Source organism: Candidatus Latescibacterota bacterium, assembly GCA_019038625.1.
Taxonomy (GTDB): Bacteria; Krumholzibacteriota; Krumholzibacteriia; order Krumholzibacteriales; family Krumholzibacteriaceae; genus JAGLYV01.
In genome coordinates this window covers 1-24951 of record JAHOYU010000082.1, presented here as the reverse complement: position 1 = coordinate 24951, position 24951 = coordinate 1, and the positions used below count along the sequence as shown (strand labels likewise).

Genomic DNA, 24951 nt, shown 5'->3' with positions numbered 1-24951 from the left:
TATTCAATTCCCAAAGCACCAAAGAATTATTTTCTGATTCTTTCAAAGACTCCAAGCGCCATCTCATACCTGTTGAACGGAGCACTGACCTGTACGCCCGCAATGTGGGGCAGGAGATTATCAAGGATCTCCACCGCTATTTCCACACCTGTCATCATGGCTTTTTCTCCGGTTCCTGCTGCTTTCATCCTCTTGAGAATCGCATCCGGGACAGAGACTCCGGGAAGCTCATTATTCATGAATTCGGCGTTCTTGAAACTTGTAAGTGGCCAGATGCCCGCTATTATGGGAATATTCTGCGATTCAGGCCGTGATATGAACCTCTCAAACACCTCAAGGTCGAATACAGGTTGTGTAATCGCGAATTCAGCCCCGGCTTCGACTTTCCAGTTAAATCTGTCCATTTCCAGGTTGAAGTCAGCCGCTCCAGGATTGACACCTACACCAGTGAAGAACGATGTCGGGCTTCCCAGAGAATGGTTCCCTATGTCTCGTCCCCGGTTGAGGCTGTAAAGAACATTTGTCAGACCTATGGAATCGATGTCGAATACTGAAGTGGCGTCAGGATAGTCTCCTGTTTTAACTGGATCGCCGGTTATAATTAGTATATTCCGGAGGCCGAGAGCTTGAGCACCGAGTATATCAGACTGCATTCCCAGAATATTTCTATCCCGGCAGCAATAATGAAGCACTGTCTCGATTCCGCATTCTCTCTCAATAAGAACCGCAGAGGACAGAGCACTCATTCTGGATGATGCTCTTGGACTGTCGGGAATATTGATGGCGTCGATGCCATTGTCCGAGAGAAAACGAGCGGCTCTGAGTATTTTTTCCGGGTTGCAGCCCCTGGGAGGGACAAGTTCGACCAATCTTACGAATTCTCCTCTGGCCACTCGGCCGGAAAGTACAGATTTTTCTTCAAGGGGAATGGGGGAGACTTCGCATTCATCATCCTTTATCCTGGCAGGGATATTAATCTTGTGCCTGGCGGGCATGACAGATACAAGGGACTTTCTCATAGCCCGAATATGATCAGGAGTCGTTCCACAGCAGCCTCCGACCACCGAGGCACCTGCACTGACAAGTCGTCTGGCGTATTCGGCCATATATTCAGGTGAAGTCATATAGATATTTCTTCCATCTACATTCTGTGGAATTCCGGCGTTAGGTTGAGCCGACAGATGTGATCCGACCACATTTGCCATTTTTTCGATTGCTTCAAGCATCATCCGGGGACCAACAGAGCAGTTGACTCCCACGACATCGGCGCCCCAGGAACTGAGCCTGACTGCGAACTCTCCGGGCTCCGTCCCATACATACCAAGCCCGTCCTGTTGTAAGGCCATCTGTGCGACGACCGGAAGGTCGGATATCTCCCTGAGAGCTATGATAGCTTGATGGATCTCGTTAAGATCGGAAAAAGTCTCGAGGACAAAAAGATCGACTCCACCTTCGAGCAGGACTACCGCCTGTTCAGAGAAAGCTTCCCGTGCCTCTGAGTTTGAAGTCGGTCCCCAGGGCTCGATTCGTATTCCGAGAGGCCCGATCGCGCCGGCGACAAGTCCATCGCTTCCAGCAGCTTCTCTCGCAAGAACTGCGCCCGCCGCGTTTATTTCCTGGAGCTTTCCGTCGAAACCATGGAGCTTCAGCTTGAGACGGTTTGCTCCGAAAGTATTTGTCTCTATTACATCAGCGCCGGATTCGACATAATCTGAATGAATCGACCTTACAAGATCGGGATCAGATATGTTTATCGTATCGAAACAGCGATTAATAAAGACGCCCTTTTCATAAAGCATCGTACCCATGGCGCCATCGAAGAGGACAGTTCCTTCACTTACTCGTTCCAGAAATCTCGAAGACATCAGTTCTTCTTTCGATGAAAGTCGGCTATTATCATGTGCAGAGTACTTCAATCTTGCATAAATACCTGCAGTAACTTAGTATATATCGTACTATTTTTTAATTGCAATCTTAAAACGATTAACAAGAAATGGGAAAAAAGATGTCGAAGATGAGATGGTCTGAAAGTTGTATACCGACTTTGAAGGAAGACCCACGTGAGGCGGAGATTCCCAGCCACAAACTTATGTTGAGAGCAGGTCTTATAAAGAAACTGACTTCCGGTGTGTATACCTTTCTTCCGATTGGATTCAAGGTCCTGAAAAAGATCGAGAATATCATAAGGGAGGAGATGGATGATGCAGGTTGTCAGGAAGTATTGATGCCGATACTCCATCCTGAAGAGATTTACGAAGAAAGTGGGAGGCTGAAAAATTTCGGTCCGGAATTGTTCAAGCTTCAGGATGGCCGCAAGAGGATGTTTGCTCTTGGTCCCACGCATGAAGAAGTAATCACAATGGTAGCACGTGACGAGATGAGAAGCTACAGGGACCTCCCTCAGTGCCTGTACCAGATACTGACGAAGTTCAGAGACGAGATCAGGCCGAGATATGGTGTGATGCGTGCTCGTGAGTTCGTAATGAAGGATGCCTACAGTTTCCATGTGTCCGATGAATCTCTGGACGTGACATACAGACGCCTGGAAAAAGCATATTGCAGGATAATAGAAAGGTGTGGACTCGACTTTCGTGTAGTTGAAGCAGAATCCGGGTATATCGGAGGTAACGAGTCACACGAATTTATGGTCCTGGCCGAGAATGGAGAGGACAGGATTCTCAGCTGTGAATGCGGTTACGCTGTCAATCTGGAAAGAGCGACAGCCAGCGAGAACGGTGAAAGACGAGGAACCTCCGGAGCAGATACTTTTTCAGAAGTTGAGACACCTGGCCAGAAGACAGTCGAGGATGTCGCGTCATTTCTCGGCGTTACTTCCCGTGAGATCGTAAAAACGCTTCTCTACAGGAGTGGGGACAGGAATATAGCTCTTCTTATCCCGGGTGACAGAGAAGTGAACGATGTAAAGCTGGTCAGGATCCTGGATGATCCTGAGATCCGCTTCCTGGAACCGGGGGAGATCAAGGAATTTACCGGCGGGCCTGTCGGTTTCTCCGGACCCGTAGGGCTGCCAGCCGGAACGAGGATATACGCCGATAATCTGATAGGGTCTTTCGACAGCATGATAGTGGGAGCCAACAAGGAAGATGTACACCTCAGGGATATTGTGGCCGACCGGGATTTTGATATTTTTCTTTCGGGTGATCTCACAATGGCAAGAGAGGGTGACCTCTGTCCGAAGTGTGCTTCGAAGATGAATGAAAGTAACGGTATCGAGGTAGGCCACATCTTCAAACTCGGAACTAAATATTCCAGTGCCATGAAGGCGACTTTTCTGGATGACAGCGGTGAAACCCATCCGTTCATAATGGGCTGCTATGGATTCGGAGTAAGCAGGATGGTTGCGGCAGCAATAGAACAACACCATGACGAGGACGGTATAATCTGGAATCAGGCTATTTCGCCATTCGATGTCATACTTCTCCCATTGAATACAAGCGATCCCGATGTGATGAAAGTAACAGAAGAGATCGAATCAGGGCTTCATGAAAGAGGGATGAGCGTACTGACAGACGACAGAAACCTCAGTCCAGGTGTTAAGTTCAAGGATTCAGAGCTTATTGGAATACCGTTGCGAGTTACACTCGGCAGGAAGTTGAAGGACGGCAAGGTCGAACTCTTTCACAGGGCCACCCGACAGGTAGATGATATACCTGTCGGTGAAGTCCTTGAAAAAATAATGGAATTTTCAGGGGATTAGGATTCTTTTATCGCCCTGGAAAGTCTCGACTTAATACGGGCGGCAGTTCTGTGATGAATGATCCCTTTCCTGACGGTCTTGTCGATGACAGAGACGATGCCAGGGTAGCTGTTACGAGCGGTCTCGGCATCTTCGATACCCTTGAAGGCCTTAATGGACTTTCGGAGGCCCGACCTGTGCACCCTGTTTCTAAGGCGCCTCGTTTCATTCTGTCGCATTCTCTTCTCAGTAGACTTATTATTCGGCATATTGTTTCACCTCCAACGATTGCATAACATAATAGAAGGAGAAGGGTTTGTCAAGTAGTCAGACCGATAAATTAAGGGAAAGATTGAAAGAGCTGCCGGACTCTCCGGGTGTATACCTGATGAAGGACGAAAAGGATAAAGTTATTTATGTGGGGAAGGCAAAAGTCCTGAAGAACAGGGTGAGGAGTTACTTTCAAAAAAGTGATAACCTTGATAACAAGACTGCAGCGCTCGTATCCACTATAAATACAATAGATTACATAGCTACGGAAAATGAAGTCGAAGCATTGATGCTCGAGAATAACCTGATCAAGGAGTATCGTCCGAAGTATAATGTCAGGTTGAAAGACGACAAGAAATACCCGTTTTTAAAACTTACTGTCAACGAGAGATTTCCCAGGCTTTTCCTCACCAGGGTCGTCAAAAATGACGGCGGCGAATATTTCGGGCCATACGGGAATGCCGGATCTGTGAGGAGGACTCTTGAATTGATAAGGAATATCTTTCCGTTGAGGAAATGTTCAAGCATGCATCTCGGGAAAGACAGGGAGAGGGAATGTCTTAACTTCCAGATCGGACGATGTTCCGGCCCATGCACGGGAAAGATAGATGAGCAGTCATATGCATCCCTGGTAAGGCAGGTAAAACTTTTCCTTAAGGGAAAGACTGGCAGGCTTCGCAGGATAATGGAAAAGAGGATGGACTATCTCTCAGGTCAGATGAGGTATGAAGAAGCATCTCTCGTGAGGGATCAAATCGCCGCGATCAGCCGGATCTCTGAACGTCAGCACGCAGTCGATCCGGTGGGAGGAGACGAGGATGTGATCTCGATTGTCTCTGAAGGAGTCTCAGCATGCGGTGTAGTGATGAGGATAAGGGATGGGCGTATCCTCGGTTCTGACTCTTTTATGATTCCAGATACTGTCGGAAAGGATTCCGGCAGGGTTATGTGCTCCTTCCTCCAGCTATATTATCACACATCAATGGATATTCCAGGATTGATCCAGACGCAGGTAATGCCGGAAGACATCGAGGTCCTCGTGGAGTGGCTTTCAAAGAAACGTGGGAAAAAGACAAGGATAGCCGTTCCTTCGCGTGGTGGCAGGAAAAAACTTGTCGATCTCGCGGAAAAGAACGCGATGATGAAGCTTGTGGCGTATTCCGGACGAAGCTCTTCTTCGATCAGCCTTCTCAGTAGTCTTAAAAAAACCCTTGGATTGAATTCTACACCTTTCAGGATAGAGGCATTCGATATCTCAAATATTCAGGGAACGGATGCGGTCGGGTCTATGATCGTATTTGAGAACGGCAAAACGGTACGGAGTGGATACAGACATTTCAGGATCAGGACGGTCGATGGAATGGATGATTTTGCGATGATGGCTGAAGTGCTTTCAAGACGAGCTCGTACACTTAAAAGCGGGAAACATCGCAGCCCCGACCTGATCGTTATTGACGGTGGTCGTGGTCAGGTCAATGCAGCAGTAAAAGCCTTGTCCGAAAATGATATTAGCGGTATTCCCGTTGTTGGGTTGGCAAAACGGAACGAGGAGATCCACATGGCGGGATATGAAGGGGTCATAAGGCTTTCGAGGAGAAATGAAGTGTTGAGACTTCTTCAGAGGATGCGAGACGAAGCTCACAGATTCGCAGTGGAATACCATAGAAAAATTCGAAGAAAAAAAATATCTACTTCAGAACTTGACGGAATTAAAGGGATAGGTGAGAAGAGAAAGATCAAACTGCTCATGGCTTTCGGCAGCCTGAAAGGAATCAGAAAAGCCGGAATAGAAGATATCGCTTCCATCCCCGGCATTGGTAAACAAATTGCAGGAAAGGTGTATGACTGTCTACATGAAGGATGATACCCGGTCTGAAATCGAGATCATGATAGAACTCTATCTGGATTATCTGGTGGTAGAGAGAGGCCTATCGCAGTTAACTATACAAGCATACGCAAGTGACCTCTTGGTATACATGAAGTACCTGAAAAATGCCGGAATCGATTCACCTTCTTCCATAGACCTGACATCGAGCCTTGGTTTCGTAGTCTCTACCTCCGCAGACAGGTCAGCTTCTACCCGGGCAAGGATGCTTAGCGCTGTAAAGGGGTTTCATCGTTTTCTTTACAGGGAGAGGACGATGACTTCTCTCGATGTTCAGGGAATATCTTCCCCGAAAATAACCAGAAAGATCCCGTTTGTGCTGACACAATCGGAAGTCGAGTTGCTTTTGAGTGCCACCCTGGGAGAAAAATGTGGTTTACGCGACAGGGCGATGCTGGAGTTCGCATATTCTACTGGGATGAGAGCCTCGGAGATCTGCGATCAGAATATTGAGAATGTCGATCTGGATACAAGAATCGTCCGTGTCAGGGGAAAAGGAGGAAAAGAAAGGATTGTCCCATATGGAAAAGCCGCTGCTGCTGCTCTTGCGGAATACCTGAAGGGCTCGAGGAAAGAAATCTTGAATGGAGAGGTATCCGTCTATCTATTTCTTAATTACAGGGGAAAGAGGATATCGAGGGTCAGCTTCTGGAAGATCATCAAAAAATACGCCAAAAAATCAGGATTACCGGCCGATGTCACTCCACACACGCTAAGACATTCTTTTGCAACACATCTGGTAGAGGGTGGAGCGGACCTGCTCACCGTACAGGAACTTCTCGGGCATTCAGATATTTCGACTACCCAGATCTATACCCGGCTGGACATGGAATATCTGCTGGAAGTCCACAGGACTTTTCATCCGCGAGGTTAAAACAAAGAGTTGACAGAAGACGCTTCTTTTCATAGCATTATCTGACCGTGTTTTTGATGTAATCAAAGGAAGCTGTTGGTGGTAATTCTGTTACAACGGATTAGAGGGTAGATGACATATCAGATAAGGCTTTCACATTTCGAAGGGCCGTTGGATTTGCTTCTTCATCTGATCAGAAGAGACAAGATCAACATATACGACATTCCGATATCACATATTACCAGAGAATATCTCTCATACATAGATGTCATGCGCGAGCTCGAACTCGCTTTGGCTGGTGAATTCTTTGTTATGGCAGCGACACTTATGAGGATCAAGGCCCAGATGCTTCTCCCCAGAAGGGTTGAGGAAGAAGAGTTGGAAGAGGATCCCAGGGAAGAACTGGTCAGGAATCTGATCGAATATAGAAAATTCAAAGAGGCAGCAAATCATCTTTCAAAAAAGGAAGAGGTCAGAAGACAAGTATTCACAAGACCACCCTCCATTTTTCCTGCCGAATTGAACTCAGAAAAAGACTCGCAGATGGAAGTCTCCGTTTTTGATCTGATGGACGCTTTTAAAAGTGTGATGGATGAGCTGAAGAAAAAAGTCACATACAGGATCGAACGCGAGACGTTCACGATCGAGGAAAAAATCGAGCATGTTCGTAGTAGCCTTGCGGAAAAGTCAGAGATTCTTTTTACGGAACTTCTCTCTGGAGCTTACGATAAGCTTGAAGTAATAGTTACATTTCTGGCAATTCTGGAGATGATCAAGTCCGGACAACTTCTTGCAAGACAGATGATGTCAGGAAATGATGTCTGGCTATATCGCCGGGATAAAAGTGAGAACGGGACTACAGGTGAGCTGTATGGAGCAGGAACAAAGACAGGATGACATCATAATACCAGAGCTTGAAGGTGAGATAGAAGCTTATCTATTCGCTTCTGACGCGCCAATATCCCCTTCGCGTCTTCAGTCTATGACTGGTGTTACCTCAGTGAAAGATGTAAAAAAGGCAGTGGGGTCTCTGGAGAATTTCTACAGGCAACACAACAGAAGCTTTGGTATTGTTGAAGTCGCCGGTGGTTATCAGCTGGTCACCCTTCCGGAATACGCCGACAGGGTCGCCAGACTTTTCAAGAGTCGCAGGAAGGCGAGGCTTTCCAGGCCTGCCCTTGAGACCCTGGCTATTATAGCCTATAAGCAGCCGATAAACAGGCTGGCTATGGAAGCGATCAGGGGTGTCAATTGTGATGGTGTCCTCACTACACTGATCGACAGGGAGCTGGTAACGATCAGTGGCAGAGGTGAGGGTGTCGGAAAACCCTACCTTTATTCTACAACAACAAAGTTCCTTGAATATCTTGGCTTGAAGGATTATCGAGAGTTGCCGGACATGGTTGAACTTGAAAAGAATCTTATGGATCTGGAGCTTATCCCGAGACCGCATGATGGGGCTGAGAATGATTCAAGTCCTACAGAAATGGATCGCAACATAACATCAGAAAACGAGATCCCGGATGCATCGCAGGCAGATACCGGATCTTCGGTTGATTCCGGGGATGACTCGAATGAAAAAGCAGAGTCTGTTATGGAGGATGAGGACTCCAGGCAAGACGCAGATGAGTCAGGTGAAAGTCAAGATCTATCCACGGATACAGAAGCCGATGTAGAAGACGGGAAGAACGCTATCCAGTAATGAGTCCAATAATCAGGATCAATAGATTTCTCGCTTCCGCCGGGCTCGGATCACGCAGAAAATGCGAAGATCTCGTAAATGGAGGGAAAGTCTTCATAAACGATAATCTCGTTACAGACCTTTCGACGAAGGTTAATACTGGGTCAGATATCGTAACGATAGATGGAAAGTGTATAGAGATTTACACTCGAAAAGTGATTCTGGTCCTGAACAAGCCTCGGGGTATCCTGAGCGCCGCTGTTGATGGTAGAAATCGAAAAACTGTAATCGACCTTGCCAGAGATAGTGGGATTAAAGAAAGACTATTTCCGGTCGGCAGGCTTGACATGGACACCTCTGGAATCATTTTGCTGACAAACGATGGAGACCTTTCATATAGATTGACTCACCCAAAATTCAAAATAGATAAGACATATATTGTCACAATCGATGGAAAGATAACTGCTTCCGCCCTGAAGGCGATCAGGTCTGGAGTTCGACTTGAGGATTTCACTACCGCTCCTTGCAGAGCCATTGTCCTCAAAGAAGACGAGAGAAGTACGACGCTTAAGATCATTATTCACGAAGGGAAAAAGAGGCAGATCAGGAGGACGTTTCAGAAATTTGGACACAGGATCATCAGCCTGCACAGGGCAGCGCTGGGGGATCTTTTCTTCGAGGATCTGGCACCTGGAGAGATAAGGGTGCTGACAAACGAGGAAAACAGGATTCTTAGAGAGAAATCCGGATTATTGAAAAGGAGTTATTGATGAGCGTTAAGGACTTGATGAAGAAGCATCTCCAGAATGTAAAACCTTACATTCCCGGCAAACCGGTAGAAGAGTTGAGGAGAGAGAAGAATATCAAGGGCGAAATAATCAAGCTTGCCTCGAACGAGAATCCCCACGAGCCTCTGGACGAAATAAAACAGGCCATAATGGACGAGATTGACCAGCTTGGTCGCTATCCCAATTCTGGAAGTCATTATCTCAGTCACGAACTGGCTGAATATCACGGGGTGGATCCCGGGCAGATATTTGTAGGAAACGGTTCGAACGAGATACTTGACCTGCTTGTCAGGGCGTTTATCAACCCTGGAGAAGAAGCAGCTTATCCATTTCCAAGTTTCATTGCCTATCCCCTCATTTGCCAGCAGGCTGGCGTGGCCGAGATCAAAGTTCCGTTGAAAGACTATCGACTTGACCTGGTTGCCCTGAAGGACGCTTTGACTCCAGCGACAAAAATGGTCTTCATCTGCAACCCGAATAATCCGACAGGCACCTATGTGACGGCAAGTGAAGTCGACACCTTTCTCGAAGGTCTCTCTGACGATATATTAGTAGTATTCGATGAGGCCTATTTTGAATATGTCACAGCTGACGATTACCCTGACACAAAAAGTATTCTGGGAAAACGAGAGAACATCATCATCCTCAGGACATTCTCCAAAGCATTCTCACTTTCAGGACTCAGGATCGGATATTCGATCTCGCATGAGGACCTTGCCACTTGCCTGCATATGGTGAGGCAGCCATTTAACGTGAATCGGATTGCCCAGATAGCCGCGAGAGCCGCTCTCAAGAACAGAGCTAGCCTGAAAGAACGGATAGATGAAAACAACCAGCAGAGAGAATGGATCGGCGACAACCTTAGAAAGCTGGGATTCGATGTTCCTGCATCCCAGACAAACTTTCTACTTGCTGTCCCGCTTGAAGATAAACATGAGAATATCGTCGGAAAGATGATGGACAGGGGAGTCATCGTCAGATCCGCTAATCCATGGGGGCTCGGTAAAGAAGCTTTCAGGGTCTCAATCGGGACACCAGAGGAAAACAGGATCTTCCTCGATGTGCTCGGCAGCATTCTGAAATCATGACATCAGCCTGCGGATCGAAAAGTTCAGGATCCGGGCGCGAGAAGGTTTATTTATGAAAGATATTATCGTAACTATCGATGGCCACGCTGGTTCGGGTAAAAGCACGACAGCATCAATACTGGCCGACAGGCTTGGGCTGATGTACCTTGATACAGGAGCGATGTACCGGGCGGTCACATACGCGGTTATCGGCCGGGGTGTTGATCCTGAGGATGAACAAAAAGTCTCTGAGGTCGCCGAAACTGTTTCTATCGAGTTGAGAGAGTCAGGTGGTGTCCCGACGTTCTTCCTTGACGGAGAGGAAGTGGAATCAAAGATCAGGACACTTGAAGTCTCGAACGCTGTTTCACCTGTCAGTCGTTATAAAAGTGTAAGACTAGCGATGGTCAGGATCCAGAGGAAGATCGGGGCAGGAGGAGGGGTAGTCGCGGAAGGCCGTGACACAGGAACAACAGTCTTTCCATCCGCTGAAGTCAAGGTGTTCCTGGAGGCTGATATCGATGCAAGGACCGATAGAAGGATATCCCAGATGCGCTCTATGGGGATGGATCCGGATCGAGAAGAGATAAGACACAATATTTCTGAGAGAGACAGGATAGATTCCGGCAGAGAAAACAGTCCATTAAGAAAGGCCCCCGGCGCTGTAGTAGTAAATACGTCTGAGACGACCATTGAAGGTCAGGTCGAGATAATAGAAAAGGCCGTCAGGAAAGAGTATAAAAGATTATCGCAATTGCGTATAAAGCGCGGCCAACCTTGCGAAACTCGAAAAGTTCCGCTCTACTGGCGAATTACAGGAGTATTGATCAATTGTTTTTTCAGGACCGTATTCGGCCTGAAGGTATATGGGATGGACAATCTGTTGTACAGGGAAAATTTCATTTTTGCATCGAACCACATCTCCTACGCGGACCCACCCCTGGTCGGTTGCGTCGTGAAGCGGGAAATCTGGTTTATGGCTAAGATCGAACTTTTCAAGAACAGGTTTTTGGGGTGGCTGATAAGGAAGTACCATGCGTTTCCCGTAAAGCGAGGGGCTGCTGATCGAAAATCGATCAAGGTGATATTCGACAAGCTCGCTGACGGGTATTCGGTCCTGTTGTTTCCTGAAGGTACGAGATCCAGAACGGGGGAAATAGGAAAGTTAAAATCAGGGCTTGGTTTTATAGCGATGAATACCGGCAAGGGAATCGTTCCGATTTTTATAAAAGGTGCTGGTATGCTTGGCAGATGCATGATGCGAAAAGAAAAACTGGAAGTTCGTATAGGCCGTCCGATCAGACTGAATCCTGATTATGTTCCGGATGACCGGAAGTCCGATTACGAAATACTGGCTGGAATGATAGCTGAATCCCTGAAGGTGCTTAAAGATGAATCAGAAGCTTGAAGTGGTCTGTTCTCCTCATACCGGTTACTGTTTCGGAGTTAAGAGGGCCATGACCCTTATCGAAGAAGGCCTCGCAAAAAGCGAGCTAAGGATATATACGATCGGCGATGTGATACACAATCCTCAAGCCGTTGAGAAACTAAGGGAAAAAGGCGTGGTCCCCGTTAATTCGATGAAGGAACTCAGAGTAGGAGACACTCTGATAGTCAGGGCTCATGGAGTCGACCCTTCGATCAGGATCCAGGCTGAAGAAATGGGGATCAATCTCATAGATACGACATGTCCCTTTGTTCGGAAGATTCAGGAACATGTCGAGAAAATGTCCATGGAGACCAGGCAGGTAATAATCATAGGAGATTCGAGTCATCCCGAGGTAAAAGGAATTGCCGGACGTGCTGAAGGAGGAGTGATTATCATCGATTCTCCTGCGGAAGCAGACGAAGTCGAAGGAGTATTGCAGGCAGGGGTGGTTATACAGACAACATACGCTCGTGAAAAAGCTGTGGAGATAATAGAGGTCCTTCGCAGGAAGATCCCGGACCTCAGGAGCTATGACACCATATGCCAGGCGACTACACTCAGACGTGAGGCCACACTCGAACTTTCCCGTTCAGTTGATATGATGCTTGTTGTCGGAGGCAAGACAAGCTCCAATACTAAAAGACTTTACAAAATGTGTGTCGATTCAGGAATAGAGGCAAGATTTATCGAGACATCAGACGAGATTATGACGGAATGGTTCGAAAAATACAGAAAGATAGGCCTCGCGACAGGAACATCGACACCTGAATGGGTGGTAAATGACGTTCTGAGAAGACTTCACGAAATAGCCGCCATAATCTGACCGAGAAAAGCCCCCCTGAAACAGATAAAAACCGCTTGCGCTTAACTACTTCAGGAGATATCATAACTCTGTTAAAATCCATATGAAAGGGGCGATTAATCAATGCACGAAGAAAAATCCGAGGAAACACAACAGGACACCGGTATATCCGGAACAACAGACAAGGAGGAGACTGGCGGAGCTGAGATCAACTCTACCAAGTATTCCTACTTGACCATGTTCGAGGTGGTTACTCCTGGAGAGATCGATTCCGATTTTGAAGAGGGAGAAGACTGGCTCGAAATCGCTGGGGGCATCCGCACAGAGGCCGATGAACTGAAGGAAGGCAAGATCGTAAAGGGTACTGTCTATTCGGTTCACGAGAAGGAGATCATTCTTGACGTTGGGTTCAAGAGTGAAGGCACAATTCCAATCAATGAATTCGCCAATTGTACAGAGGTCAAGAAAGGCGACATCTTTGATGTTTTCCTTGAGAAGATGGAAAACCAGGATGGATTGATCGTTCTTTCAAAGATGAAGGCTGACTTCCTCAAGGCCTGGAACGAGATCAAGGAAGCTTATGACGATGCAAGCACAGTCAATGCCCTGGTAGACAGAAGGATCAAGGGTGGGCTGGTTGTCAAGTTGATGGGAGTCGACGCGTTCCTTCCAGGATCGCAGATCGCTCTTCGCCAGGTACCGAATCTTGATGACCTTATCGGCAAGGAACTCGATTGTAAGATCATCAAGCTTAACAAGAGAAGAAGAAACATCGTTGTTTCCCGACGAGTCGTGCTGGAAGCCGAGCGTGAAGAAAACAAGAAGACCCTTCTTGCCGAGATAGAGGTTGGAGAGATTCGCGAAGGAATCGTGAAGAATATCACCGATTTCGGAGCGTTCGTTGATCTCGGTGGCATAGACGGGCTTCTGCACTTGACAGATCTCACATGGGGCAGGGTCAGTCATCCTTCCGAAGTTGTTGCTATCAGTGACAAACTTAAGGTCAAGGTCCTTGATTTCGACAAGGAAAGGGAAAGGATCTCTCTCGGCCTCAAACAGCTCACTCCATATCCTTGGGAAGGTGTCGACGAACGTTATCCCGTTGGGAAGAAGATGAGAGGCAAGGTCGTCTCGATCACCGATTACGGAGCTTTCGTTGAACTCGAAAAAGGTATCGAGGGTCTTATCCATATCTCAGAGATGTCCTGGACGAGACATGTAAAACATCCCTCCAAGGTTGTTGCGATCGGCGATACAGTGGAAGCTGTCATCCTTAATGTCGACAAGGAACACGAGAAGATATCGTTGGGCCTCAAACAGCTGGAACCGGATCCCTGGAAAGCTCTCGAGAGTAAGTACCCGGCCGGAACCAGAATGAATGGCAAAGTCAGGAACCTGACTAATTTCGGTGCTTTTGTGGAGATCGAAGACGGTATCGATGGCCTTGTCCATATTTCTGACATGTCGTGGGCAAAAAGGATAAGGCATCCATCAGAAATGGTCAGAAAAGGTGACGAAGTTGAAGTAGTCGTCCTTGAAATCGACAGTTCGAAAAGAAGGATCAGTCTGGGCATGAAGCAGACGAGAGAAAATCCATGGACAGATCTTGCCAACGAATTCACTGTAGGCACAGAGACACCAGGGACTATCTCGAGGATCCTCGACAGGGGAGCTGTAGTAGAACTCAGGACTGATGTTGAAGGATTTGTTCCTCTTTCCCATCTCGGGATTGATGGGATCAAGAAACCTACAGAGCACTTTGATACGAATAACAAGCTGCCCCTGAAGGTCATCAAGATGGATCCGCAGAACAAACGCATTGTTCTCAGCGTTAACGCTTTTTTCGAGGGAAAATCCAAAGAAGAACTGGAAGAGTTCAGAGAGAAATTCCCAAGGAGAGAGGTCAACAACGATCTGCCGGATGACACCTCGGGTGATATGGCTGAACCGTACGATGATGCTTATCAGGAAGATATAGTTACTGACAAGGCGCCAGAGCCTGAAGAAGTGGCTGTAGAAGAATCTCCTGATGAGGTGAAAACCAATGATGATCCCGTCACTGAGCCTTCAGACGCTCCGGTTGAGGAACCCGCCGTTGAAGAAGAAGCTTCAGAAGAAACAGCAGACAAAGAAGCTGTAGAGGATGAAGAAAAGAAGGAATAAGCCAGATCAAGGCTTGTCTTTTTTAAGCGGAGTGAGGGCGATCTGATGCCTTCACTCCGCTTTGTATGATAAACATGATTATGGGGGCACAGTCTGAAAGCCGGAAAGACATTTTCGATAACAACCCTTGGCTGCAAACTGAATCAGTTTGAATCAGAGTGTATAAGACAGGAACTTATCCGCCTTGGCTGGGAGTGCAGGGATTTCGGAGCGAAATCTTCTTTCAGTATTGTGAATACATGTACTGTCACAGGCAAAACGGATTCACGTTGCAGGAATGCGGTAAGAAGGGCCAAACGCGCGTCTCCGGACGGTTTTGTGCTTGTGACTGGATGCTACGCTGAAGTATCTCCGAAGGTTCTCGAAATGATGGACGAGGTCGATTTTGTTCTGGGAAACGTCCAGAAGGAATCCATACCTCTGGAACTTGAAAGGCTTGCTGGGAGTCAGTTGGATCTCATTTCAGATTCAAAATCTGAAAAACATTTTCACGGTATTGACGATTTTAACAAGCATTCGAGGGCATTTATAAAGATCCAGGAGGGATGCGATTCATCCTGCACCTACTGCATCATTCCAAGAGCTAGAGGTTCTAGTAGAAGCATTCCAAGAGATGATGTTCTCGCTCAGGTTATAAGGCTGGAAAATAATGGTATAGAAGAAGTGGTCCTTACAGGTATACACATCGGGCGGTATGGATATGATCTCCCCGAAAGGATAAAGCTGGATACTCTCATTTCCGACATAATCTCACGCACGGATAAGGTGAGGTTGCGATTAAGTAGTATAGAGATGAACGAAGTGAGTCACGGCATTCTCTCATTGATGGTATCGAGCGAAAGACTGGCTTCTCATCTCCATATCCCACTACAGAGTGGCGATGACGATATCCTGAAAGCCATGAACCGACCATATTCTACGAGTGGTTTTCTGGCAAAATTGGATGAGGTGAAGAAAACATCCATGGATATATCGATAGGCACTGATATAATTACCGGGTTTCCGGGAGAGACCGATGTAAGGTTCCGGAATACCAGAAATTTCCTGAAGGCTCTTCCTTTTAATTATTTCCATGTCTTTGCTTATTCGAGGAGACCAGGGACTCCGGCGGACAGCATGAAGGATCAGGTATCACCAGAGGTAAAAAAATCGAGAAGCAGGAAACTTATTCGGCTCGGTAAGAAAAAGAAACTCGAATTCATGCGATCCAGAACGGGTAAACGGGAGATAGTCCTCGTTCAAGGAAAAGCAAAGCGCCATTCAAGGTTCCTGACCGGCCTTACAGGGAATTACTGCGAAGTCAGCCTCAAGGCTCCTCGGGCGAAATATGGAAAACTCTGTCCTGTAGAGATCACTCATTTTTCGAGGGGCAGACTCTATGGGATATTGAGCGAATAGAAGTTTGTTTGGACGAAAGGCTGAAAGTACTGGACATGATGAAGACCTACTATGAGTCATTTGGATGTCAGATGAACGCGTTTGACACTGAGGTCATCGAATCCATGATGATTGCCTCAGGGTTTGAGACTGTACAAACAGCCGGAGAAGCTGATGTCATAGTTGTAAATACGTGCAGTGTGAGGGAGAATGCGGAACAAAGAGCAATAGGCAGACTTAACGACCTTTCAAGGAACAGGGCTGTTCTTGTCGTTTGTGGATGCATGGCCCAGAGAATGGGTGACAGTCTTTTCAAGAAAGTCTCTGGGTTGTCCCTGATTGTAGGTCCGGATAACTACCTCGGACTTGTATCTGCTGTCATTTCGATTATTGAAGGCGGAGAAAAAAATGTGATCACGGAGCAGGACGAGAACGCAGCATACCGCCTGGGGTCGACATCTGACGAGAAGGACAAGAGAGTCTCCCGTTTTCTCTCGATTACCCGCGGATGTGAGAACTTCTGTTCCTACTGCATCGTTCCTTATCTTAGAGGCCCAGTGAGAAGTCGGGATATCGCTCACATTCTTCATGAAGTGGATATTCTAACTGCGGCCGGCGCAGAAGAAATTACTCTTCTCGGTCAGAACGTAATGGCTTACAACAGAGATGGCATCGATTTTACAGGTCTCATCCGACATATCCTTGAGAACTCTGATATCAGGCGATTGAGATTTCTCACTACTCATCCTCGAGATGTCGACAAAAAGATATTTCAGATAATGAATGAAGATCAACGGTTGTGTCCCCATATCCATCTCCCATTCCAGGCCGGAAGCGACCGTGTGCTTTCTTTGATGGGGAGGGGGTATACCAGGCAACATTATCTCGATATTGTCTCTGAGGCACGTAAGATCAGGCCGGACCTGGCAATTACTACCGATATCATAGTCGGATTTCCCTCGGAGACTGACGCGGATTTTGAGGAGACACTGGGTGTCGTAAGGGATTGTAGATTTGATTCAGCTTTTACATTTAAATATTCGCCAAGAGAAGGTACGTCGGCATACAAAATGGACGATGATGTTTCTTCAGAACTGAAGAAGGAAAGACTTGCAAGGCTGAACAGCCTTGTACAGAAGATAAGAAAAGAGATTCTGGAATCGAGAGTCGGGCTGACAGACGAAATCCTTCTTGACGCTAGGGTTAAAAAGGGGGAATATCTTTTTTGGAAAGGTCGAACGCCGCATTTCAGAAACGTTCTCGTAAGTAGAGCCGATCTGAATAATGGGGATGTTTTGCAAGTCTACCTGACAGGGATACGAAACTTCACCTACATTGGTGAGGTGGTGTGAAGGAGGTAATATTCGTGTGGATCATTCGTGGTATCATTCTCCTTATAGGTGCCGTAGGGCTGGTCTGGCTTGGAACAAAAAACGCGGGCACCCGAGTGACATTTCATTTTTTTACCAGGACATTTGTCGATGTTGAAATGAACCTCGTTCTGGTTGTGACATTTTTTCTGGGAATGATTGTCTGGGCGGTGGGAGCATGGATCAGGGAGGCTCAGCTTATGCTGAAACTGGTCAGGGAGAGAAAACTTAATAAAAAATTAAAAGGAGAGCTTTCGGACCTCAGGACTCTCCCTCTCGAGGATGACGAAGACGTCGATACGGATCCTGTATTATAGAAAGACATTATCATGGGAATGGATACTATCAGTTTCAAGGCAATACTTCTTATTATTCTCTGTGTCGCAGCTGCTATCCTGCTTGTCATGCTTTTTCTTCAGAAAAAGAGAAAACGCAGAGCATCAGGGACTGGATATATAGAAGCCCTTTACGCACTCATCGATGGAGACAGGGACAAGGCATTCAAGCTGTTGACGAAAGCGGTCAAAAATGGAGAATCTGATATTGGTGCCTATATTCAACTCGGAAATCTTCTGCGTGAAAGGAAAATGCCCGAAAAGGCCCTTCAGATACACAGGAGTCTAACAGTCAGACGTGATCTGGGTTATGAAGAGGAGAAGGCCGTCCAGATCGCTTTAGCGGAAGATCTCTCAGAAATGGGAAAAATGGATAGAGCCATTGCCGCTCTTAATTCAATTCACAAACGCAAGAAAGATATAGATATCGCAAGGGCACTTCACCGCTTGTATCATAAAAATGGTGATTATGAAAATGCTTTCTCCATGCTCAAAGCCATTTCGAATATAGACCCTGAGACGGGGGCCTGGGAGAGAAGCGCGTACCTTTCCTGTGTGGGGTCGATACTTTACGACAGAGATGAAAAAGCGGAATCAAGGGCTTTTCTGAAAAAGGCTCTCAGGGAAGACGACTCGTCCGTACCTGCTCTTTACCTTTCAGCTGTTGTGGAGGCAGAGGGTGGGGACAGTGGGGCTGCCGTCCAGTTGTGGCATCGTCTTTTAATAGAAGACATTGCGTTTCTCGAAGAAATACTTCCTGATCTGCAGAAAGCACTTTTTGAGTCGGGAGATTATGAACGTCTCGAGGTTCTTCTCGATGACCTTTCTGAAAAATACCCATCTGATCCATTTGTCAGCTTTGCTCTCGCGGACCTTTTTCTGAAAAAGGGAGACACACGAAAAAGCATTTCTGTCCTGCGGGAAGCTAAGGCTTCGGGCGGGCCGGTCGACTATCTTATAGCCATTAAAATGGCGGCCGCGTACCTGGATGCTGAAATGGAGATCGATGCTCGGAAGGTTCTTGATGAGAAGGGGGCCTCCTCTTACCATCACCTTGCGAACATATGTTCGACATGCGGGGAAAAGTCGACCATACCACAACATTACTGCAGAAACTGTTCGGGGCTCAACACTTTCAGGATGGAAGAATAATCTTTATTATCCGAAGAATATCACTTGCTCTGGCGCTGATAGTCCTGATTTCCGCCCTCCTGCAAGGAGCATCGTTGAACTTCAGGTCTGTCCGGAGAGAGATCAACCGCAAAGAGTACGCCAACGCCAGGACTGCGATTGAAGAGAGTATTGACGGTCTCAGGGGCAGATCTCTCGATCAGGCCAGGATGATACTTGCTTCAGTTGAAACAGACTCGGATCAAGCTGTCAGGCTTTACAGAGAGGTCGTAGCTTCAGGACGTAAGGGAGAAGCTTTCAAGGCGAAAGTGGAACTTGCGAAGATTTACTATGCGCTTGGAAGTTACAGGGAAGTCATCGAAACTCTTGGTCGTATACCTGATGACTCCCGTTCCTCGGAAAGAATGGAAGCTCACTACTTCAAGGGACTTGCCAGCAAGGAGTTGGGTGATTCTGAAAGGGCGGAGATTGAATTCGCTTTGGTAGACAGGGGAGATTATCTCTACTGGGGCTACATGGCTCTCGCGGAGATCGATATACAGTACGGCAGAGTCAGCAATGCGGTAGAAAGATTCGAGATGATTGCGGGAAGCCACTCAAATCCTGTCGCGGGATTCAAGCTCGGAGAATGCTATGAGATACTTGGCGAACATGAGAAAGCAATTAATGTTTACAGAAATCTGAAAAGACTTTTTCCTGAGTCATTAGAAGCGCCCCAGGCGAGAGAAAAACTTCAGGCACTCGACAGGGTAACCAGCAGAAAAAGACATATTTCGTCGGGAGGAGGTGAAAGGGAAGAGACGACGGCAAGTATTATTGACTACGCGTCATCATCCGATCAGCTCTATACGTTACAATTCGGCGCGTTCAGCGTGAGAGAAAACGCCGAGATCTTTGCCGCAGAACTCAGAGAAGCCGTCGAGGGCCTTAGAGTGGAATCGAGCGAGAGCAGAGGCAGAATATGGTACAGGGTAAGGGTCGGTAGATACCCGACTCGTGAAAAGGCCGAAGCTGACGCGTTGAGATTCATGGAACAGACCGGATACTCGAGCAAAGTCCTTCCTCTCGAATAAATGAGCCCCAAAGCCACTCCTCTGATGACCCAGTATCAGGAAATCAGGGATAGATACGATGACGGCATCCTCCTGTTTCAGGTCGGAGATTTTTACGAGACGTTCTATGAGGATGCCAGGAAAATCTCCAGAATTCTCAATATCGCTCTGACCTCAAGGGACAAAAAAAATCCAATCCCATTGGCCGGAGTACCTATTCATGCTGTCGATGCATATATCTCCAAATTGCTCGCCCATGGTGAAAAAGTCATTATATGCGACCAGGTCGAGCTGCCGGGAGAGGGAAAGGGGATCGTCAAGAGAGAGGTCACTGATATAATCACACCGGGGACGACGCTGGAACCTTCAACTCTCCAGGAAAAGGAAAATAACTATATAATGTCGATTGTCTCGAAAGGTGAAAACTATGGGTTTTCGCTGATAGACCTTTCTACTGGAGAATTCAGGGTAGCTGAAGATTCGAAACAGATTGTAGAGAACCTGATAAGTGGTTTCCAGGTCCGTGAATCAATAATCCCTGAAGGCGAAGATTTACTCAGCACCCTGATTCTTGAAAATAGTCCTGGATGTTCTGTCGAAAGCGCCCCCGGGTATCTCTTTAATGAAAAAGAAGCCGAAGAAGAGTTGAAGAAACATTTTGGGGTAAATAACCTTTCCTGCTTTGGTATTGAAGGCAGGAAACTAGCTGTAATATCGGCAGGCTCTCTTTTAAGGCATATAAAGGACCTCAGGAACAATGATATGGCACATCTCTCGAATATTCTACTTATTGTGCCGGAAGATACGCTTTTTCTCGACGCGGAAACGGCCAGAAACCTTGAACTCACCGAACCAGTTCGTGGAGATTCTCCTGAAACGACTCTAATACACCATATGGATAGAACAAAGACTTCGGGAGGAGGCAGGTGTCTCCGGAGTTGGATGATGCACCCTTCGAGGATAATTGAAGTGATTAATAGAAGACTCGAAGGAATATCCTCTATCATATCCGACCAGATCATGATGAGATCACTGAGGTCTTCTTTAGTTGGATTTCCCGACATCGAAAGGATCATCTCAAGGGTTACTACCGGAAGGGCGTCTCCCAGAGAGCTTCTTTACCTTGCGGATGCATTATCGAGGATTCCGGAAATAATCGAGAAATGCTCCAGTTTCGATGCTAAGGTAGTAAGGGAAAACATTGATATTGCGTCTCAACCCAACAATATCTCCGACCTTATCAAGGACAGCATCGATCCGGAAGCTCCCTCCAGGATGAAGGATGGTGGATTTATCCGAACAGGCTTCGACTCTGCTCTCGACATACTGATAGATGATTCGGAAAATGGCCGACAGTGGATAGCCGATCTTCAACGGCAGGAACGGGAACGGACAGGGATACCCTCTCTAAAAGTCGGATTCAATAAAGTGTTCGGATACTATATTGAGGTATCAAGGATTCATGAATCGAAAATACCGGAAGATTATTCAGCTAAACAATCCCTGGTAGCATCTCAAAGGTATGTGACAGAGAAACTAAAAGAACGTGAGACACAGATACTCACAGCGGATGTCAGGCGAATAGAACTTGAAAAGGAGATCTTCTCCAGGGTCTGTTCAGAGATCTCGGCCAGAAGTCATATTCTGCAGAAGGTCGCTCAGGCTGTCTCGATACTGGATGTCTTATCGTCACTGGCAGATCTGGCTATAGACAGGAATTTCTGCATGCCTGTAGTAGATGATTCAGAGGATCTTGTTGTATCTGCGGGAAGGCATCCAGTAGTGGAAGCGATTTCTGGAAAATCGTTTATACCCAACGAAATAAATATAAGACCAGACGAAAGACAGCTTCTTCTTATAACCGGGCCGAATATGGGGGGTAAATCTACATATATACGCCAGGCTGCACTGATCGCGATAATGGCTCAGATGGGAAGCTTCGTTCCGGCATCACGCGCGCGGATTGGGATAATGGATCGAATCTTTACGCGGGTTGGATCAAGTGATAACCTGGCACGCGGACAGAGTACTTTTCTCGTTGAGATGGGTGAGACTGCCAGGATTCTGAATAACTGTTCGTCGAAAAGTCTTGTTCTCCTTGACGAGATCGGAAGGGGTACAAGTACCATTGATGGCCTTAGTATCGCATGGGCAGTCACAGAATATCTTCTTGAAAATAAGTCGAGGAGGCCTCGGACCCTTTTTGCTACGCATTTTCACGAGTTGACTTCATTATCCGATAAATATCCTAGATTGAAGAATATGCGTGTCGAAGTAAAGGAATGGGGAGATAATGTGATTTTCCTGTACAGGATACTGGAAGGAAAAAGTGACAAAAGTTACGGAATACATGTCGCCCAACTCGCCGGTCTTCCAGACAGCATCATAAAGAGTGCCTGGCAGCGCTTCAAAGAACTTGAAGCAAACCATGTAACGTCCAGCGTTAATGACAATTACAGGCACGTGCAAGCCTCCCTTTTTAAGGAGCCTGACCCCATTCGCGAAATACTGAAGGGAATCGATCCTGACAGAATAACACCGTTGGATGCCCTTCAACTTCTTGCGAAACTCCATAGAATATCAAAAGATAACTAATGTTTTGACGTCTGGCTTAAGTCTTGCTTGAATTAATAGCGGATTAATTCGAGAGGTGCATTATCGTGAAGACGGTCAAGAATATTGCCATTCTTGGTGGCGGCGAAAAGGAACTCAATATTCTAAGTGAGTTTCATCGTAATCCTGTTTACCACATAATCGGTATATATGACAAAGATCCCAGAGCAATAGGACTTGAGATAGCTGAGATCATAGGAATTCCTGTTTTTACGGATCGTTCATTCGTAGATGCCTTCAGAAAAGCTGATTATATCATAGTAACCGACGAGCGGCACCAATTCAAAGAAGAGGTACTTATACTTAAAAATGATGATCTAAGAATCATCAATCCATCCGAGGCGGTGAATCACCTGGTTACAGATACGGCTAACAATGATAATAAGAGGCCCCCCTGGCCGGAACACCTCGAAATGGCCTTGAAATATATCAAGCGAATAACGGATAGAGAAAGGCTTCTCCGGTGGTTACTTGAGATCTCCGTCAGAGCCGTTCAGGCATCTTCAGGCTCCATCATGTTATGCTCGGAAGAGACCAGCGAACTATATATAGGGTATGCTACAGGATTGAGTCCGGAGGTGGTGAGTAACACCAGGCAGAAAATAGGTGAAGGGATTGCAGGAAAGGTAGCAGAGGAAAAGAGCACCAGACTATTAGAAAATATTGTAGACAGCCAGTTTTATGCCCATGGGCGTGAAAGAGAAAATATTCAGAGTGCTATTTCAGCGCCTCTGATATTCGAAGATAAACTGATTGGTGTATTGAATATCTCAACTGACAGGGACGAGCGTTTACTCACGAAAACAGATGTTGAATCTATAGACCTTCTAGCCGAAAAGATAGCGCCAATACTTGATCAACATCTTAGAATAGACACGAGAGGGATAAGGGAAAAAGAATTCGAGATAAGGAATTTTCTGGAATCTCTTTTCAAATCCGATATCGGTTTCCATCAAAAATTTTCAGGACTTTGCAAGACGCTTTGTCAGGAACTGGATGCAGATACGGTCACCATATATACGGCTACTGATGAAGGAGACTGGCTCATATTGGGGGGTAGTGATCAGTACGAACAGTTGGAAGAAGTGGCTCCACGCATACATTGCCTAAAGGGAAGTCTGGCAAGAGCTTATCTTACGGGCAAAGAAATAATTCTGACTGAGGCGACACATGATCCGTCTCTTCAGATCAAGGAGAGTGGGGATTCGATTACATCTATCTATCTTCCACTTGTACATAACACACCACTTGGTGTATTGGTCATGGAATTTTCTAAACTCGAATCTCTCGAGCAATTTATGAGACTTAAAGATACCTTGAGATTCCAGGTCGGATTTTTCGCATATGCACAACTCAGGGAGCTAAAACAACAGAGGAAATTGAAAAGATATGAAGAACTATCAGCTCTCACACCCTATCTCATGGGCGTAGATGACGTAAATGCAAGGTTGAAGCATATTCCTGGTGTTGTCGCTTCTGTGATCAATGCTTCAATGGGAAGTTTTTACTTCAAAAGTGCTTCTGGTGAAGAAATATCTTATTTCGGATTCCCACAGAACGAATTAGACAGGGAAACTGATGTCAAGTTTGACAATGAACTTAGAGAACGGTCTATGAAACACTTAAAACCAGAATGTACGAGTTTTCTGAAAAGTGATATCGGGACTTTCGACAAGATTCCTTCATACACATCAGTGATATCCTATCCGTTTTTCATCTCTGATGATTTCACTGCGGTATTTAACGGATACAGCAAAACACCCGAGACTCCTCTGGATTCGACCGTGTTCGGAAAGCAGGAGCTTGGTCTCCTTGACAAAGTACGAGACATACTCACTCCGATCCTGAAGCAGAAGAAATCTCTTTCTGACAAGAAGGAGCCGTCCAGCTTCAATGATCTTCTAAAATCAAACCAGAAGATCTTCATTGAGAGAATCAAGGAAGAGATCGAAAGGGCTGAAAGATATCATCATGGATTCACTGTCACCCTTTTCAAGATAGTCGGGTTGAACGAATACTATAGTGTATCCTCACACCATGCGCTCGATCTTATTAACATGTTGAGTAAAAGTGTTAGGAACTCCGCAAGAAGAACTGACTATTTTTCGTGGATGGAGACTGATATCTTCGGAATCATATCATTAGAGAGTTTTCAGAGGATAGGGGACCTGGAGGAAAGGATACTGGGGCTGATCAGCGGGATCCTTGAGAAAAAAGGATTGTTTGAACGTGAAAGATTCAGTCCAGTCAGCGCGTTTTCTCTTTATCCGGGTAACTCCGAGACTGCCTCTGACCTTATCAGTGACGCAAAATCGAAGCTGAAAGCTGATTGATGGATAGTCTCCATTCATAGTTGCCCTCCCGACCACGCTATGCTATCTTAACAAACCTGATATCAACATCAGTCAGATTGATGATTTGTCCCATTGCAGCAGGTC

The 24951-nt window shown here is 46.4% G+C and carries 19 protein-coding genes; 17 read left to right on the top strand and 2 right to left on the bottom strand.

The annotated features are described in order from the left end of the window. Window positions 1-26: 26 nt before the first annotated feature. Complete coding sequence (locus KOO63_06220; protein MBU8921399.1) at window positions 27-1865, bottom strand: bifunctional homocysteine S-methyltransferase/methylenetetrahydrofolate reductase; 1839 nt, start codon at window positions 1863-1865, stop codon at window positions 27-29. A gap of 140 nt (window positions 1866-2005) precedes the next feature. On the opposite strand from KOO63_06220, the gene KOO63_06215 reads away from it, so the two are divergent. Next, complete coding sequence (locus tag KOO63_06215) at window positions 2006-3718, top strand: proline--tRNA ligase (GenBank protein MBU8921398.1); 1713 nt, start codon at window positions 2006-2008, stop codon at window positions 3716-3718. Here KOO63_06215 and rpsT read toward each other — a convergent pair. Then, window positions 3715-3966: a 30S ribosomal protein S20 gene (gene rpsT, locus KOO63_06210; GenBank protein ID MBU8921397.1), complete on the bottom strand. Its 252-nt coding sequence runs from the start codon at window positions 3964-3966 to the stop codon at window positions 3715-3717. The two genes, KOO63_06215 and rpsT, sit on opposite strands and share 4 nt — an antisense overlap. Before the next feature lie 47 nt (window positions 3967-4013). Here rpsT and uvrC point away from each other — a divergent pair, with 47 nt between their 5' ends. From uvrC to KOO63_06130, 16 genes are all read left to right on the top strand, one after another. Beyond that, window positions 4014-5831: an excinuclease ABC subunit UvrC gene (uvrC, locus tag KOO63_06205; protein ID MBU8921396.1), complete on the top strand. Its 1818-nt coding sequence runs from the start codon at window positions 4014-4016 to the stop codon at window positions 5829-5831. Then, a complete protein-coding gene (locus tag KOO63_06200; GenBank protein ID MBU8921395.1) occupies window positions 5809-6726 on the top strand; it encodes a tyrosine recombinase XerD in 918 nt (305 codons plus the stop codon). Before uvrC ends, KOO63_06200 begins: the two co-directional genes overlap by 23 nt. 111 nt (window positions 6727-6837) lie before the next feature. Then, window positions 6838-7602, top strand: coding sequence for a segregation/condensation protein A (locus KOO63_06195; GenBank protein ID MBU8921394.1), 765 nt, complete (start codon window positions 6838-6840; stop codon window positions 7600-7602). Next, window positions 7577-8407 (top strand): SMC-Scp complex subunit ScpB, encoded by an 831-nt coding sequence (gene scpB, locus KOO63_06190; protein ID MBU8921393.1) that lies wholly within the window; start codon window positions 7577-7579, stop codon window positions 8405-8407. The genes KOO63_06195 and scpB overlap by 26 nt, the downstream gene beginning before the upstream one ends. Further along, window positions 8407-9156: an rRNA pseudouridine synthase gene (locus KOO63_06185; protein MBU8921392.1), complete on the top strand. Its 750-nt coding sequence runs from the start codon at window positions 8407-8409 to the stop codon at window positions 9154-9156. Before scpB ends, KOO63_06185 begins: the two co-directional genes overlap by 1 nt. Further along, window positions 9156-10262 carry a histidinol-phosphate transaminase gene (gene hisC, locus KOO63_06180; GenBank protein ID MBU8921391.1) on the top strand — a complete coding sequence of 369 codons (1107 nt, stop codon included), beginning with the start codon at window positions 9156-9158 and terminating at the stop codon, window positions 10260-10262. The genes KOO63_06185 and hisC overlap by 1 nt, the downstream gene beginning before the upstream one ends. 52 nt (window positions 10263-10314) lie before the next feature. Further along, on the top strand, window positions 10315-11649 hold the full coding sequence (gene cmk, locus KOO63_06175) for a (d)CMP kinase (GenBank protein ID MBU8921390.1): 1335 nt from the start codon (window positions 10315-10317) through the stop codon (window positions 11647-11649). Next, a complete protein-coding gene (ispH, locus tag KOO63_06170) occupies window positions 11633-12493 on the top strand; it encodes a 4-hydroxy-3-methylbut-2-enyl diphosphate reductase (protein ID MBU8921389.1) in 861 nt (286 codons plus the stop codon). The genes cmk and ispH overlap by 17 nt, the downstream gene beginning before the upstream one ends. A 102-nt stretch (window positions 12494-12595) precedes the next feature. Further along, complete coding sequence (locus tag KOO63_06165) at window positions 12596-14635, top strand: 30S ribosomal protein S1 (GenBank protein MBU8921388.1); 2040 nt, start codon at window positions 12596-12598, stop codon at window positions 14633-14635. 93 nt (window positions 14636-14728) lie between these two features. After that, window positions 14729-16033, top strand: coding sequence for a tRNA (N(6)-L-threonylcarbamoyladenosine(37)-C(2))-methylthiotransferase MtaB (gene mtaB, locus KOO63_06160; GenBank protein MBU8921387.1), 1305 nt, complete (start codon window positions 14729-14731; stop codon window positions 16031-16033). Between the two features lie 8 nt (window positions 16034-16041). Continuing rightward, on the top strand, window positions 16042-17364 hold the full coding sequence (gene miaB, locus KOO63_06155) for a tRNA (N6-isopentenyl adenosine(37)-C2)-methylthiotransferase MiaB (protein ID MBU8921386.1): 1323 nt from the start codon (window positions 16042-16044) through the stop codon (window positions 17362-17364). A gap of 14 nt (window positions 17365-17378) precedes the next feature. Next, window positions 17379-17699 (top strand): DUF1049 domain-containing protein, encoded by a 321-nt coding sequence (locus KOO63_06150; GenBank protein MBU8921385.1) that lies wholly within the window; start codon window positions 17379-17381, stop codon window positions 17697-17699. Between the two features lie 12 nt (window positions 17700-17711). Beyond that, window positions 17712-18869, top strand: coding sequence for a hypothetical protein (locus KOO63_06145; protein MBU8921384.1), 1158 nt, complete (start codon window positions 17712-17714; stop codon window positions 18867-18869). A gap of 74 nt (window positions 18870-18943) precedes the next feature. Continuing rightward, window positions 18944-19921, top strand: a complete 978-nt coding sequence (locus tag KOO63_06140) for an SPOR domain-containing protein (protein MBU8921383.1) — start codon at window positions 18944-18946, stop codon at window positions 19919-19921. Beyond that, window positions 19922-22495 (top strand): DNA mismatch repair protein MutS, encoded by a 2574-nt coding sequence (gene mutS / locus KOO63_06135; GenBank protein ID MBU8921382.1) that lies wholly within the window; start codon window positions 19922-19924, stop codon window positions 22493-22495. Between the two features lie 65 nt (window positions 22496-22560). After that, window positions 22561-24846 (top strand): GAF domain-containing protein, encoded by a 2286-nt coding sequence (locus KOO63_06130; GenBank protein MBU8921381.1) that lies wholly within the window; start codon window positions 22561-22563, stop codon window positions 24844-24846. The last annotated feature ends 105 nt before the right edge of the window (window positions 24847-24951 follow it).

Coding starts and splice junctions, on each gene's coding strand:
- hisC (MBU8921391.1), top strand. CDS start 9,156: ATGAGCGTTAAGGACTTGATGAAGAAGCATCTCCAGAATGTAAAACCT.
- cmk (MBU8921390.1), top strand. CDS start 10,315: ATGAAAGATATTATCGTAACTATCGATGGCCACGCTGGTTCGGGTAAA.
- KOO63_06200 (MBU8921395.1), top strand. CDS start 5,809: ATGACTGTCTACATGAAGGATGATACCCGGTCTGAAATCGAGATCATG.
- KOO63_06220 (MBU8921399.1), bottom strand. CDS start 1,865: ATGTCTTCGAGATTTCTGGAACGAGTAAGTGAAGGAACTGTCCTCTTC.
- KOO63_06195 (MBU8921394.1), top strand. CDS start 6,838: ATGACATATCAGATAAGGCTTTCACATTTCGAAGGGCCGTTGGATTTG.
- mutS (MBU8921382.1), top strand. CDS start 19,922: ATGAGCCCCAAAGCCACTCCTCTGATGACCCAGTATCAGGAAATCAGG.
- KOO63_06215 (MBU8921398.1), top strand. CDS start 2,006: ATGTCGAAGATGAGATGGTCTGAAAGTTGTATACCGACTTTGAAGGAA.
- ispH (MBU8921389.1), top strand. CDS start 11,633: ATGAATCAGAAGCTTGAAGTGGTCTGTTCTCCTCATACCGGTTACTGT.
- KOO63_06185 (MBU8921392.1), top strand. CDS start 8,407: ATGAGTCCAATAATCAGGATCAATAGATTTCTCGCTTCCGCCGGGCTC.
- scpB (MBU8921393.1), top strand. CDS start 7,577: ATGGAGCAGGAACAAAGACAGGATGACATCATAATACCAGAGCTTGAA.
- KOO63_06165 (MBU8921388.1), top strand. CDS start 12,596: ATGCACGAAGAAAAATCCGAGGAAACACAACAGGACACCGGTATATCC.
- KOO63_06145 (MBU8921384.1), top strand. CDS start 17,712: ATGGGAATGGATACTATCAGTTTCAAGGCAATACTTCTTATTATTCTC.
- rpsT (MBU8921397.1), bottom strand. CDS start 3,966: ATGCCGAATAATAAGTCTACTGAGAAGAGAATGCGACAGAATGAAACG.